Raw genomic sequence first — 14954 nt, forward strand, 5'->3', positions numbered from 1 at the left:
CCTGGTGCGACGGCCTTCGCGTCGCTTCCGGACTCTCTCTCGCGGGCCTCACGACCCGCGTCCCGGCCCGGGGGGGTGTCTCAGCCTCCCGGGCCGCCGATCCAGCCTCCGCCGTCGCCGCCCTCGGGATCCCCGGTCTCCGGTGGTGGACTGGTCGAAGAGCCGGGATCCCCGATGACTCCGCCGGGATCCTCACCGCCCGGACCACCCGGATCACCGGTGCCTCCGTCCTCACAGCCGTTCCACTGGTCACAGGACTCGGTCGGCTCCGGGCTCTCGGACGGCTCCTCGGACGGGCTCTCGGACGGCTCCTCGGACGGGGTCTCGGACGGCTGCTCCGTCGGCGTCGGCTCCGGGCTCGGCACGCCGCCGCCGTAGACCGCCTCGCCGATCGGCGAGGGCTCGGGGAACTTCAGCGCTTCCTTGCCCTTCATCGCGACCGTCATGTACTCGCGCCAGATGTCGGCCGGGAACGACGCACCGTGGATCTTGTCCTGGCCGCCGGTGCCGAACATCTCCAGGAACTTGCGGTTCTTGTTCTCGGCGTTGTCGTCCAGCCGGTACATGTCGATGGCGGTGGAGAGCTGCGGGGTGTAGCCCACGAACCAGGCCGACTTGTTGCCGTCGGTGGTACCGGTCTTGCCGGCGACCTCACGGCCGTCCGGCAGCTGCGCCGAGGTGCCCGTGCCGCCCTTCTCCATGACCACGGACTTGAGGACGTCGGTCACGTTGTTCGCGATGTCGGCGTCGAACGTGTTCTGCGGCTTCTTGTCGTACTCGAAGACGACAGTGCCTTCCTTCTTGACCTCCTGGACGGAGTAGGGCTCACGCTGCGTGCCGTTGTCGGCGAAGGTGGCGTACGAGCCCGCCATGCGGATGGCGCTGGGGTCGGAGATACCGATGGAGAACGACGGGTTGCTGCCGCCCGGAAGGCTGTCCTCCAGCAGACCGGCGTCGACGGCGGCCTGTCGGACCTGCGGAATACCCACGTCCATACCGAGCTGGACGAAGGGGGAGTTGGCCGAGACCTTCATGGCCTCGCGCAGATTGATGTCCTCGTAGTCCTCGTCACCGTCGTTGCGCTGGTGCCACTCCTCGCCCTTCTCGTTGGTCCAGATGTCGCCGTTGTAGTCCTTGATCTTCAGTTTGTTCTTGCCGTTGTACTCGCTCTTGTCCGGCGAGACCTTCCTACGCGACTCGGCGCCCTGCTCCGGCCCGAGCTCGGGGTCCCGCACACCGTCACGCATCGCCGCCGCCAGGACGTACGGCTTGAAGGTCGATCCGACCTGGGCACCGGTCTGGTCGGCGTTGTTGGTGAAGTGCTTGGTGGCGTCCTGCCCGCCGTAGATCGCGACGATCTTGCCGGTCGAGGGTTCGACCGAGGCGCCGCCGAACTGGACGTGGGTGTCCGTCTTCGGGCGCTTCTTCTCGTCGATGTTCGCCTTGTAGATGTCGGTGACGGCCTTGTTGAGCGCGTCGACCTTCTTCTTGTTGAAGGTCGTCCTGATCTCGAAGCCGCCCTTGGCCAGGTCGTCGGCCGTGATGCCCTTTTTGTTGTTGTTGATGAAGTAGGCCTTGGCGAGGTCCACGAGGTAGCCGACCTGGCCGCCGAGCTGTGCGTTCTTCTTCGGCGAGTCCGGCATGGGGAACTTGCCGTACTTCGCCCGCTCCGCCGCCTCGAGATGGCCGTCCTTCACCATCTCGTCGAGAATCCACTTCCAGCGCTTCGTCGCGCGCTCGGTGTTGTTCTTCTGCGTGGCGTTCGCGTCGATCGACGGGTTGCCGTTCGGGTCGTAGTACGTCGCGCCCTTCAGGAGCGTCGCCAGGAAGGCGCACTGGCTCGGGTTGAGCTCCCTGGCGTCCACGCCGTAGTACGTACGGGCCGCCGCCTGGATGCCGTAGGCGCCACGTCCGTAGTAGGAGGTGTTGAGGTAACCCGCCATGATATCGGGTTTCTCCATGTCGGCGCCGACCTTGATGGAGATGAACAGCTCTTCGAACTTGCGCTTGAAGGTCTGGTCCTGGCTGAGCATGGCGTTCTTGACGAACTGCTGGGTGATGGTCGAGCCACCCTGCGTCTGACCGCCCTTGGCCATGTTGAACACGGCCCGGCCGATACCCATGGGGTCGACGCCCGAGTCTTCCCTGAACGTCTTGTTCTCCGCCGAGATCACGGCGTTCTGCATCGCCGCGGGAATCTGCTCGATCTTGACGATCTGGCGGTTGACCTCACCCCCGGTGGAGACCATCGGCGTTCCGTCGTCCCAGAGGTAGACGTTGTTCTGGGCCTTGGAAGCCAGACTCACCTGGGGCTTCTCGACCAGCGCGTACGCGATCGAACCCGCGGCCATCAGACCACCGAGGAAGCCGATGAAGAGGCCGGTCACGAGCTTCCAGGACGGCATCCAGCGACGCCATCCGTACTTGTCGTGCCTCGGGTAGTCGATCATCCGCTTCTTGCCCGGCCTGCCGCCACGTGGCCGGCCGGGACCGTCGGGACCGCCGCCACCACGGCGGCCTCCGCCATGGCCGCCCGCGCCGGCGCCGCCCCCCTCGGCGGCACGGCGCCGGCCCCGCTGGGCGGCCCTGCGGGCTTCGGCTCGGCCTCCGTAGGAAGGCTCCGGTTCATACGAGCCGGAGTGGGACGCCGTGGGGACTCCACGGGAGGGATCCGCGCGGCGGCCTGCCGACCGCTGCGCGGCGCGCCTGGCCGCGGCTCGTCCGCCACCCTGGCCACCCTGCGGCTGGGCCTGTTTGCGACGGTGCTCGCTCATCGAACGACTACTCCTCGGGCAGGCGCGAACGCCTGGAAGCGGCAGTTGAGTTCCGGTCCCCCCGAAATGAATACGGATGTGCCCGGCGTCGGGCTCATCCGGCATGCATCCAGAACGACGACGCTCTCACACGTCACGCGGTTCCCGGTGGTCTGCATGCCGCACAGACTACGCAGGGTCAAACCCGCCGAGATCTGAACTTCACCCCAAATCAGGCAAGTTACTCGCTGTGAATCGGTGATGTGACGCCGTTCACCATGACCCCTCTTGTCCCATCAGCATCGGTGTTCTATCGTCCCGATGTATCGAGTCGATACATCGGGACGGCATAAGCAGCCGGGAGGGCGGAGGAGGCGAAAGTGAGCAGACGCTCGGGCATCCTCGAATTCGCTGTCCTGGGTCTGCTGCGGGAGTCTCCGATGCACGGCTACGAGCTGCGGAAACGGCTCAACACCTCGCTGGGGATCTTCCGGGCCTTCAGTTACGGAACGCTGTATCCGTGCCTCAAGACGCTCGTCGCCAACGGATGGTTGATCGAGGAGCCGGGCAGTGCGCCCGAGGAGGCGCTCGCCGCGTCACTCGCGGGCCGCAGGGCCAAAATCGTCTACCGGCTGACGGCGGACGGCAAGGAGCACTTCGAGGACCTGCTGTCACAGACGGGCCCGGACGCCTGGGAGGACGAGCACTTCGCCGCTCGCTTCGCCTTCTTCGGACAGACGGAGCGCGAGGTACGGATGCGCGTGCTGGAGGGCCGTCGCAGCCGGCTGGAGGAGCGCCTGGAGAAGATGAGCGCTTCCCTGGCCCGCACCCGGGAGCGTCTCGACGACTACACGCTCGAACTTCAGCGGCACGGTATGGAGTCCGTGGAGCGCGAAGTGCGCTGGCTCAACGAGCTCATCGAGAGCGAGCGGGCGGGACGGGATCAGCGAGGGCCCGGCCCGGAGAGCCCCGCTGCCCGGCGGGACGGCACGCCGAACAGCACGACCGGCACGACGAGCAGTACGACCAACAGCACAACGGGAGACGAGGACGGCCTGCCCCGGCTCCGGGGGACTCCCGGAGGTTCGCCTCCGGAAGCCCCCGGCCAGCCGGATCCGTCCGAGGACACCACCACATGAGGTTCCGCATCATCGCGGGGCTTCATCGCAACATTGAGATCACACACAGGGAGCAACCAGGATGGGTTCCGTTCGCGTAGCCATTGTCGGCGTGGGCAACTGTGCCGCCTCGCTGGTGCAGGGCGTCCAGTTCTACAAGGACGCCGATCCGGCCGGCCAGGTGCCCGGCCTGATGCACGTGCAGTTCGGCGAGTACCACGTGGGGGACGTCGAGTTCGTCGCCGCCTTCGATGTCGACGCGAAGAAGGTCGGTCTCGACCTCGCGGACGCCATCGGTGCCAGCGAGAACAACACCATCAAGATCTGCGACGTCCCGAACTCGGGCGTGACCGTCCAGCGCGGCCACACCTACGACGGGCTCGGCAAGTACTACCGCGAGACGATCGAGGAGTCGGACGAAACGCCGGCCGACATCGTGCAGACCCTCAAGGACAAGCAGGTCGACGTCCTGGTCTGCTACCTGCCCGTCGGTTCCGAGGACGCCGCGAAGTTCTACGCGCAGTGCGCCATCGACGCCAAGGTCGGCTTCGTCAACGCCCTCCCGGTCTTCATCGCCGGCACCAAGGAGTGGGCGGACAAGTTCACCGAGGCCGGTGTCCCGATCGTCGGTGACGACATCAAGTCGCAGGTCGGCGCCACCATCACGCACCGTGTGATGGCGAAGCTGTTCGAGGACCGCGGTGTCGTCCTGGACCGCACGATGCAGCTGAACGTCGGCGGCAACATGGACTTCAAGAACATGCTGGAGCGCGACCGCCTGGAGTCGAAGAAGATCTCCAAGACGCAGGCGGTCACCTCGCAGATCCGCGACCGTGACATGGGCGCCGACAACGTCCACATCGGCCCCTCGGACTACGTGGCGTGGCTGGACGACCGCAAGTGGGCGTACGTCCGTCTCGAGGGCCGCGCCTTCGGTGACGTTCCGCTGAACCTGGAGTACAAGCTGGAGGTCTGGGACTCCCCGAACTCCGCGGGTGTCATCATCGACGCCGTGCGCGCCGCGAAGATCGCCAAGGACCGCGGTATCGGCGGCCCGATCCTCTCCGCTTCTTCGTACTTCATGAAGTCCCCGCCGGTGCAGTACTTCGACGACGAGGCCCGCGAGAACGTGGAGAAGTTCATCCGCGGCGAGGTCGAGCGCTGACCTGAGCCACATCAGGTGAAAGGTCCCCGGGCAGAGTGCCCGGGGACCTTTCCATGTGACGTCCGAGGACCCTTCGTATGTGACGCGCGTGCCGTGTGTGACGCTGATCCACATGTCTGTCGTGCGCGATCTGCGCGTGCTCCTGCGTCTGCCCAACTTCCGTCGTCTGCTGACCGTGCGTCTGCTGTCGCAAGCGGCGGACGGGGTCTTCCAGGTCGCGCTGGCCGCGCACGTCGTGTTCTCCCCCGAGAAACAGACCTCCCCCGGCGCCATCGCGTCGGCAATGGCGGTGCTGCTGCTGCCGTACTCACTCATCGGCCCGTTCGCCGGGGTGCTGCTCGACCGTTGGCGGCGGCGCCAGGTCATCCTGTACGGCAATCTGCTGCGCGCCGTCCTCGCGGCCTGCACCGCCGTACTGATCCTCGTCTCCATGCCGGACTGGCTCTTCTACGTCTCCGCGCTCGCCGTGACGGCCGTCAACCGGTTCGTACTCGCCGGGCTGTCGGCCTCGCTGCCCCGCGTCGTCGAGGACGGACACCTGGTCGTCGCCAACTCCCTCTCCCCGACGGCCGGCACGCTCGCCGCGACCGCGGGCGGCGGCCTCGCCTTCCTCGTACGGCTGGTCGTCTCCAGCTCCGACGCCGCCGTGGTGCTGCTGGGCGCCGCGCTCTATCTGACGTCCGCGCTGGCGTCGGTCACGATGACACGCGATCTCCTCGGCCCCGATCCGGGACTGGTGCAGCCCCGGATCGGGGCCGCTCTCGCCTCCACCGCACGCGGACTCGGCGAAGGGCTGCGCCATTTGGCGGAGCGGCGCGACGCGGCGGTCGCACTGCTCGCGATGACGCTGATGCGCTTCTGCTACGGAGCACTGACCGTCATGGTGCTGATGCTCTGCCGCTACGCCTGGTCGAACACCGAGGAGGACGGGATCGCGCTGCTGGGGGTGGCGCTCCTCGTCTCGGGGGCGGGGTTCTTCGCCGCGGCCGTGTTCACACCGGCGGCGGTCGGGCGCCTCGGCTCGTTCGGCTGGATGACGGCGTGCGCCGCGGCGGCGGCCGTACTGGAGCCGGCGCTGGCGCTGCCGTTCTCTCCCGTCCCGATGCTCGCCGCCGCGTTCGTGCTCGGCCTGACCACCCAGGGCGCGAAGATCTCGACGGACACGGTGGTGCAGACGTCGGTGGACGACGCGTACCGAGGTCGGGTCTTCTCCCTCTATGACGTCCTGTTCAACGTCGCCTTCGTGGGCGCGGCCGGGGTCGCCGCACTGATACTGCCGCCGGACGGCCGCTCGGCAGTGCTCGTACTCGGGGTGGCGGCGCTGTACGCGTGCACCGCGGCGGGGCTGTTCCGCTGGAAGAAGCGCGCGGCGAAGTACGGGTAGCGCGGAGAGCACACGCGAAGGGGGCGATGTTTCACGTGAAACATCGCCCCCTGTGTCGCCGTCCACCGATCGATGTTTCACGTGAAACATCGACCACCGGACTCCGCCCGCCGCCCCGGGCTCAGTTCTGTGAAGCCCACCATTCCTTCAGCGCGCTCACCGCTTCGTCACGCCCCATCGGTCCGTTCTCCAGCCGCAGCTCCAGCAGGAACTTGTACGCGGCCCCGATCACCGGCCCCGGACCGACACCCAGCGTCTCCATGATCTGGTTGCCGTCCAGGTCGGGCCGGATGGAGTCCAGCTCCTCCTGCTCCTGCAACTGCGCGATTCGCTCCTCAAGACCGTCGTAGGCCCGCGAGAGTGCCATCGCCTTGCGCTTGTTGCGGGTGGTGCAGTCCGAGCGGGTCAGCTTGTGGAGCCGGTCCAGCAGCGGGCCGGCGTCGCGTACGTACCGCCGCACCGCCGAGTCGGTCCACTCACCCGTGCCGTAGCCGTGGAAGCGCAGATGCAGCTCCACCAGTCGCGAGACGTCCTTCACCAGCTCGTTGGAGTACTTGAGCTCGGTCATCCGCTTCTTGGTCAGCTTCGCCCCCACCACCTCGTGGTGATGGAAGGAGACCCCGCCGTCCTTCTCGAACCGCCGCGTCCGGGGCTTGCCGATGTCATGGAGCAGCGCGGCCAGCCGCAGCACCAGGTCCGGCCCGTTCTCCTCCAGGTCGACGGCCTGCTCCAGGACGGTCAGCGAGTGCTCGTACACGTCCTTGTGCCGGTGGTGCTCGTCACTCTCCAGCCGCAGCGCGGGCAGCTCGGGCAGCACGCGCTCCGCGAGTCCGGTGTCCACCAGCAGCGCCAGGCCCTTGCGCGGGTGGCCGGAGAGGATCAGTTTGTTCAGCTCCTCCCGTACCCGCTCGGCCGAGACGATCTCGATGCGCTCCGCCATGGCCTTCATGGCGGCGACGACGTCGGGGGCGACCTCGAAGTCCAGCTGTGCGGCGAAGCGCGCGGCCCTGAGCATGCGCAGCGGATCGTCGGAGAAGGACGCCTCGGGGGTGCCGGGCGTGCGCAGCACACCGGCCGCGAGGTCCTGGAGACCACCGTGCGGGTCGATGAACTCCTTCTGCGGCAGCGCGACCGCCATCGCGTTGACGGTGAAGTCCCGGCGCACGAGATCGTCCTCGATGGAGTCCCCGTACGACACCTCGGGCTTGCGCGACGTGCGGTCGTAGGCCTCGGAGCGGTAGGTCGTGACCTCGATCTGGAAGTCCTGCCGGTCGTCGCCGACCCGGCCCTCCTTCTGGACGCCGACCGTGCCGAAGGCGATGCCGACCTCCCAGACGGAGTCCGCCCAGGGCCGGACGATCTTCAGTACGTCGTCGGGCCTGGCGTCGGTCGTGAAGTCGAGGTCGTTGCCGAGGCGACCGAGGAGGGCGTCCCTCACGGAGCCTCCGACCAGGGCGAGGGTGAAGCCCGCCTCCTGGAATCGGCGCGCGAGGTCGTCGGCGACAGGGGACACCCGCAGCAGTTCGCTGACCGCGCGGCGCTGCACCTGACTCAGTGCAAGGGGAGTCTCTTCGTTGGCGTTCGGCACAACAGAAAAGGGTACGTGCCCCGGCCGACCCCGGCGTCCGGGTTTCCGGAGCGCCGGTTTCCACCACCCGTGAGATTCTTCCGATCATGAAGGTCGGTCCCCGGCACTTCGTCACAGCGCACATCGTTACCATGCGTGGACGCACAATCGACGACTATTGACGACGACCATTGACGACAAGGGACGGGCGGGCGCGTGGCCGAGGCGGCAGACATCCAGGGGATGAAGCACTCTCCTGCCCGCCGATGGCTGGGGCGCACCGCCGCCACGGCCGCAGGGGTGCCGCTCCTGGCCGGGCTGCTGGGGGGTCTCGCCGCGCCGCAGGCGGCCGCGGCCGACTCGGCCGCCTCGTCCCTCTCCACGGCCACCACAGGGGCCGTCAAGGGCTCTCCGGCGAGCGCCGCCGCCCAGCCGTCCGGTCCGAACACCGTCTCCGTCGCGCTCGACACCCTGGCGCCCAGCGCGCCCACCAAGGGTGACACCCTCACGATCTCCGGCACGGTGACCAACAAGAGCAAGAAGACGGTCACCGACGCCCGGGTCGATCTCCGGGTGGGCCCGCAGCTCACCGGCCGCACCGCCATCGACGACGCCGTCGAGCGCTCCAACGACACCACGTACGACCCGCTGCCGGTGGGCGGCAAGTACAAGGTCGAGTTCGAGAAGCTCGCCTCGGGCATCAGCTACGACTTCGCCCTGTCGGTACCGGTGAGCAAGCTCGGCCTCGGGGCCGACGGCGTCTACCAGCTCGGTGTGACGCTCACGGGCCGGACGGCGGCCGAACCGTACGACCACACCCTCGGCGTCCGCCGCACGTTCCTGCCGTGGCAGCCGGACCCGGTGGACAAGAAGACCAAGTTCACCTACCTCTGGCCGCTGATCTCCACGTCGCACGTCTCCGCCGAGACCGGCTCGGACGACCAGCAGACCCCGGTCTTCGAGAACGACGACCTGGCCCAGGAGCTGGCCCCCGGCGGCCGGCTGGAGCAGCTCGTCTCGCTCGGCGGTCAGCTCCCCGTCACCTGGGTCGTCGACCCGGACCTCCTCGCCACCGTCGAGGCGATGACCGACCCCTACCGGGTCCGTGAAGGCAAATCCACGGTCGCGGGCAAGAACCAGCTCGTGGCCAGGACGTGGCTCAACTCTCTGGAGAAGGCCGTCCAGGACAACGGCAACATCGTCGCGCTGCCCTTCGGCGACCCCGACCTGGCGTCGCTGGCCCACGGCGGCGAGAACGTCTCCGGCACCCTCGGCCATCTCCAGAGCTCCAGCGAGGTGGCCGGGAAGACCGTGGAGACCATCCTTCATGTGCCGCCCGCCACCGACTTCGCGTGGCCCGCGGACGGCGCGGTCGACCCGTCGATCGTCGATGTGGCGACCTCCGCGGGCGCCGACAAGGTGATCTCGCGCAGCGACAGCATCCAGGACAACCTGCCGTACACGGCGAGCGCGGCCCGGCCCATCGGCGGCGGCACGACGGCCGTGGTCAGCGACACCCGGCTGTCCACCGCCTTCCAGGGCGATGTGACCAAGGCGGGCAGTTCCACGCTCGCGGTCCAGAAGTTCCTCGCCCAGTCGCTGGCCGTGAATCTCCAGGACCCCTCGAAGCAGCGCGACATCGTGGTCGCCCCGCAGCGCACTCCCTCGGCCAGCCAGGCGCAGTCCATGGCCCGTGCCCTCCAGGGTCTGGACGGAGGGCGCTGGACCCAGCCTTCCGACCTGGTCGCCGCCGCCGCCGCGAAACCGGACACCAACGCCACCACCAAGGTGCCCGGCCCGACGCGGTATCCGGACAAGCTCCGTGACCAGGAACTCCCCGCGTCCGCGTTCGAGGAGCTCAAGGGGATGGGGGAGCGGCTCGGGAAGTTCAAGGCCATCCTCACCCTCCCCGACCGGGTGGCGACCCCCTTCGCCAACGCCGTGAACAGGGCGGTCTCCATGTCCTGGCGGGGCAACGCCAAGGGCGCCGACCAGTACCGCGACTCGGTGAACCGCTATCTGACGAGCCTCTCCAGCGAGGTCCAGCTCATCCAGAAGTCCGAGCTGACCCTGTCCGGACGCAGCGCGACCATCCCGGTGACGGTCCAGAACCAGCTCCTGCAGGGCGTCGACAACCTCGTCCTGCGTCTCCAGTCCACGAACGCGACGCGTCTGAAGCTGGACGACGGCAGCGCCGTCACCGAGCAGCCGATCAAGATCGACGGCGGACACACCCAGGTGGTGAAGTTCACCGGCGCGGCCAACGCCAACGGCCCGGTGGAGCTGACGGCGCAGCTCTACACGACCGACAACCGGCCGTACGGCAGCCCCATGACGTTCCAGGTCAGGGTCTCCGAGCTGACTCCCACCGTGATGCTCGTCATCGCCGGCGGTGTGCTGATGCTCGTCCTGGCGGGGGTCAAGATGTACAGCCAGCGCAAGCGGGCGGTGGCGGCGAAGGCGGCGGAGGACAAGGCCGCCGCCGACGCCGGTGCGGATGCCGACGGCGACACCGGGGGCGGCAGCGCCGACGACGGTGACTCCCCCGGCCGCCCCGACAACGGCACCGAAGGCGACGCGTCCCCTGCCCCGGATCCCGCCGCCCCGGACCCCTCCCCGGATTCCGCAGCGGCGTCCCCCGGGCCGTCCGCGACGGCCTCCGCCGCGCCGGAGACTCCGGGCGACCTCGACGGCGCCGGATCTGGGCAGCCGAGTGACCCTGCCCCGGACACCCGTCCGGAAAGCGGGGACCCGTCGGGCAAGGGTGAGAAAGTGGACCGTTGAGCGATGTCGTGGCCGGTCGGCCGGAAACGATGAGGTGGGGTAACGATGAACGCGCCGTACGACGGTGACCGCGGGCAGGGTGCTGGCGGCGATCCGGCAGGGCATGTTCCGCCCCAGCCACCCGCCGCCGATCCCAACGCCCCCGCGCCCGACCCCGCACGGGATCCGTACGCCCAGAGCCCGTACGCCCCGCCTCCGCGCACCGACGACCAGTACGCCCGGCCCCCGTACGGCCAGGACCAGTACCCCCAGGGCGCCTACCCACCGGATCCGTACGCCCAGGACCCCTACCGCCCGCAGGGCCCGGTGTCCGAGGCACATCCGCCGCCTCCCGGCGCGTACCCGGAGACGATGCCGCTCTACCAGCAGCCGCCCGCGCAGCAGTACGCGCCCGATCCGCGCGTCTGGGCCCAGCCCCCGCCGCCCGAGCCCGACGGGCCGTCACACGGTCTGCCGTACGGCGACGACGCGAGGACCACACAGTTCACGGGCGTCGACGAGCTCGTCACCCGGGCACGCACGGACGAGCCTGAGCCCGACGCGTTCGCGCATCTCTTCCGCGACCAGGAGGGGATGGGCCGGCCCGTGGCCGCCGCGCCCGAAGCGGCTCCGGCGCCACCGCCCGCGAAGAAGTCCGGCGGGCGGGCCTCCGGACTGCTGAAGTCCAGCGCGGTGATGGCGGCGGGCACGCTCGTCTCCCGGCTCACCGGCTTCGTACGCTCCGCACTGATCGTGGCCGCGCTCGGCGCCGCCACCCTCGGCGACACCTTCCAGCTCGCCATCACCCTGCCGACGATGATCTACATCCTGACCATCGGCGGCGGCCTCAACTCCGTCTTCGTCCCCCAGCTCATCCGCGCGATGAAGGACGACGAGGACGGCGGCGAGGCGTACGCGAACCGCCTGCTGACCCTGGTCGTCGTCATCCTCGGCTCGCTGACCGCGCTCTCGGTGTTCGCCGCCCCGGTGCTGGTCCGCCTCATGTCGGTGAGCATCGCGGACAACCCGGCGGCCAACGACGTCGCCGTCGTCTTCGTGCGCTACTGCCTGATCACCATCTTCTTCATGGGCGTGCACGTGGTGATGGGGCAGATCCTCAACGCCCGCGGCAGGTTCGGCGCGATGATGTGGACCCCGGTCCTCAACAACATCATCATCATCGCCACCCTCGTCATGTTCATCTGGGTGTACGGCACGGCCGAGGACTCCGGGATGACGGTCGCCTCCATCCCGCCCGAGGCGGAGCGTCTGCTCGGCGTCGGCGTGGTGCTCGGCCTCACCGTCCAGGCCCTGGCGATGATCCCCTACCTCCGGGAGACCGGCTTCCGGATCCGGCTGCGCTTCGACTGGCGTGGCCACGGCCTCGGCAAGGCCGCCAAACTCGCCAAGTGGACCGTGCTGTTCGTCCTCGCCAACCAGGCCGGCGTGCTGGTCGTCTCCCAGCTCTCCACGGCGGCGGGCGTCGACTCGGGCACCCAGGGCGCGGGTTACATCGCCTACTCCAACGCCCAGCTGATCTGGGGCATGCCGCAGGCCATCATCACCGTCTCGGTCATGGCCGCACTGCTGCCGAGGCTCTCGCGCTCCGCGCACGACGGCGACACCGGGGCCGTACGCGACGACATCTCGCAGGGCCTGCGCAACTCGGCCGTCGCGATCGTCCCGGTCGCCTTCAGCTTCGTCGCTCTCGGCATCCCGATGTGCACGCTGATCTTCGGCTCGTCCGGCATCGAATCGGCGCGCTCCATGGGCTACATGCTGATGGCCTTCGGCCTCGGTCTGATCCCGTTCTCCGTGCAGTACGTGGTGCTCCGTGCCTTCTACGCCTACGAGGACACCCGAACCCCCTTCTACAACACGGTCATCGTGGCCGTCGTGAACGCAGCCGCCTCCGCCGTCTGCTTCCTCGTCCTGCCCTCCCGCTGGGCCGTCGTGGGCATGGCCGCCTCGTACGGCCTCGCCTACGCCGTCGGTGTGGGCATCGCCTGGCGCAGGCTCAAGAAGCGTCTGGGCGGCGATCTGGACGGCTCGCACGTGTTGCGTACGTACGCGCGACTCTGCCTGGCGTCCGTCCCCGGAACGATCGCCGCCGGCTCGGTCGGCTATCTCGTGCTCGACAGGCTCGGCAGTGAGGTCCTGGGCTCGTTCACCGCATTGGCGGTCGGCGGCATCGTCCTCTTGGCCTGCTTCTTCGTCGTCGCGCGGAAGCTGCGTATCGAGGAGATGAACGCCTTGGTGGGCATGGTCCGGGGCCGTCTCGGACGCTAGGTCCCGGGGCCGAGCACAACCATCGTCGACCGCCGTGTGTCGTGCATAGCGTCCGACTGTGGGCACAATTGGCGTGGCTGTTGGACAGTGCGCAACGGATGGGGAGGCAGGAGCGACGGTGGCGGAACGGAGCACGTCCGCCGTCGAGGTGGCCGACAACAGCGGTGACGAACCGCCGGCCGCCCAGACGGACGAGGCCACCACCGACGGGGTGGCCGACGCGGTGGCGAAAGCCCAGAAGACAGAGGACTCCGCGGCTGAGACCGAGGAGTCGGAGTCCGCGAAGCCGGGCTCCCGGGACAAGAACCCGGCGAAGCCGAAGGGCACGGAGCGGCAGAAGGCCGCACCGTCCGTGGCGGCACCCGAACTCCACAGCGGCCACAAGCTCGCCAGACGCTACCGGCTCGAAGAGTGCGTCACCCGTCTGGACGGATTCAGCAGCTGGCGCGCGGTCGACGAGAAGCTGCGCCGTGCGGTGGGCGTGCATCTCCTGCCCGCCGACCACCCCCGGGCCCGCTCCGTGCTGGCGGCGGCCCGCTCCTCCGCCCTCCTCGGCGACCCGCGCTTCGTCCAGGTCCTCGACGCCGTCGAGGAGAACGACCTCGTCTACGTCGTCCACGAGTGGCTGCCGGACGCGACGGAACTCACCGCGATCCTCGCCGCCGGCCCCATGGAGGCCCACGACGCCTACCAGCTCGTCAGCCAGGTCTCCCAGGCGATGGCCGCGGCGCACCGCGAGGGACTGGCCCATCTGAAGCTGACCCCCGGAGCCGTCCTGCGCAGCTCCACCGGCCAGTACCGGATCCGCGGCCTCGCGGTGAACGCCGCCCTGCGCGGCATCAGCGCGGAACGCCCCCAGCGCACGGACACCGAGGCGATCGGGGCGCTGCTGTACGCGGCACTGACCCAGCGCTGGCCGTACGAGACGGACGCGTACGGGCTCGCGGGGCTGCCCAAGGGTGTCGGTCTGATCGCCCCCGACCAGGTACGGGCGGGGGTCCACCGCGGTCTGTCCGAGCTCGCCATGCGCGCGCTGGTCAACGAGGGCGCCACCGCCTCGCGCCAGGACCCGCCCTGCACCACCCCGGACGAGCTGGCCAAGGCCGTCGCCGGGATGCCGCGCGTCCGCCCTCCCGAGCCCACGTTCGCCGCGCCGCCCGAGTACCAGCGCACCACCTATCAGCAGGGCTCGTACGCGCGCCCCGTGACTCCCGTCGGGCAGCCGGTCGCGCGGCCCGTACCCGTCCCGCCGCCGCCCCTCCAGAGCCGTACCGGCAAGGCGCTGAAGTGGACGGTCTCCGCGCTTCTCATCGCCGCGCTGGGACTGGCCAGTTGGCAGGTCGCCGACCACATGCTCAATCGCAAGAGTTCCGACGAGACGACACAGTCGCAGTCGGTGGACGGCGACCAGGAGAAGCCCGCGCCACGGACCCCGAAGAATCTGAAGATCGCCGAGACCGGGGTGTTCGCGCCCAACGGGGACGGTGTGAAGGCGGGGGAGGTCCATCTGGCGACGGACGGCGACACCGGCACGGCCTGGATCACCCCGAAGTACTCCGGCTACGCGAACTTCGGCAATCTGCCCAACCGCCGGCAGGGCAGCGGGATAGTCGTCGATCTCGGCAGCGTGCAGGATGTGTACGGCGTCGATGTGGCCATGTACCGGGGCGGTCAGAAGGCCGAGGTCCTCGCCGCGGGCGAGAGCGCCTCCTCGCCCGTCGGCCTGTCGGACTTCCCTCAGCGCATCGCCGAACTGGGGCAGACCGGCAGCAATCTCAAGGCCGCCCTGGACAAGCCCGTGAGAACGCGGTACGTACTGATCCACATCACGGAACTGGCCCCGGACGGATCCGCCGACCAGTTCCGGGGCGGAATCTCGGAGATCAAGGTCATAGGCTGATCCTGCGGACCAGGG

At 69.0% G+C, this 14954-nt stretch carries 8 protein-coding genes; 6 read left to right on the plus strand and 2 right to left on the minus strand.

Translation table 11 applies throughout. The annotated features are described in order from the left end of the window. Nucleotides 1-80 precede the first annotated feature (80 nt). On the minus strand, nt 81-2774 hold the full coding sequence (locus SSPS47_RS16695) for a transglycosylase domain-containing protein (RefSeq protein ID WP_164251797.1): 2694 nt from the start codon (nt 2772-2774) through the stop codon (nt 81-83). A 359-nt stretch (nt 2775-3133) separates the two neighbouring features. Here SSPS47_RS16695 and SSPS47_RS16700 point away from each other — a divergent pair, with 359 nt between their 5' ends. From SSPS47_RS16700 to SSPS47_RS16710, 3 genes are all read left to right on the plus strand, one after another. Further along, nucleotides 3134-3892 carry a PadR family transcriptional regulator gene (locus SSPS47_RS16700; protein WP_164251798.1) on the plus strand — a complete coding sequence of 253 codons (759 nt, stop codon included), beginning with the start codon at nt 3134-3136 and terminating at the stop codon, nt 3890-3892. 61 nt (nt 3893-3953) lie between these two features. Beyond that, the gene (locus tag SSPS47_RS16705; protein WP_147873147.1) at nt 3954-5036 is read left to right on the plus strand and encodes an inositol-3-phosphate synthase; all 1083 of its coding nucleotides are present in this window, start codon (nt 3954-3956) and stop codon (nt 5034-5036) included. Between the two features lie 112 nt (nt 5037-5148). Continuing rightward, nucleotides 5149-6420: an MFS transporter gene (locus SSPS47_RS16710; RefSeq protein ID WP_164251799.1), complete on the plus strand. Its 1272-nt coding sequence runs from the start codon at nt 5149-5151 to the stop codon at nt 6418-6420. 121 nt (nt 6421-6541) lie between these two features. Here SSPS47_RS16710 and SSPS47_RS16715 read toward each other — a convergent pair whose 3' ends face one another. After that, complete coding sequence (locus SSPS47_RS16715) at nt 6542-8008, minus strand: CCA tRNA nucleotidyltransferase (protein WP_164251800.1); 1467 nt, start codon at nt 8006-8008, stop codon at nt 6542-6544. Between the two features lie 195 nt (nt 8009-8203). Here SSPS47_RS16715 and SSPS47_RS16720 point away from each other — a divergent pair, with 195 nt between their 5' ends. From SSPS47_RS16720 to SSPS47_RS16730, 3 genes are all read left to right on the plus strand, one after another. Then, complete coding sequence (locus tag SSPS47_RS16720) at nt 8204-10771, plus strand: DUF6049 family protein (protein ID WP_164251801.1); 2568 nt, start codon at nt 8204-8206, stop codon at nt 10769-10771. Between the two features lie 45 nt (nt 10772-10816). Then, a complete protein-coding gene (murJ, locus tag SSPS47_RS16725) occupies nt 10817-13039 on the plus strand; it encodes a murein biosynthesis integral membrane protein MurJ (protein WP_164251802.1) in 2223 nt (740 codons plus the stop codon). A 118-nt stretch (nt 13040-13157) separates the two neighbouring features. Continuing rightward, the gene (locus SSPS47_RS16730; RefSeq protein ID WP_164251803.1) at nt 13158-14939 is read left to right on the plus strand and encodes a protein kinase family protein; all 1782 of its coding nucleotides are present in this window, start codon (nt 13158-13160) and stop codon (nt 14937-14939) included. Nucleotides 14940-14954 lie beyond the last annotated feature (15 nt).

The sequence above is a fragment of the Streptomyces sp. S4.7 genome (assembly GCF_010384365.1).
In the GTDB taxonomy this organism is placed as follows: domain Bacteria; phylum Actinomycetota; class Actinomycetes; order Streptomycetales; family Streptomycetaceae; genus Streptomyces.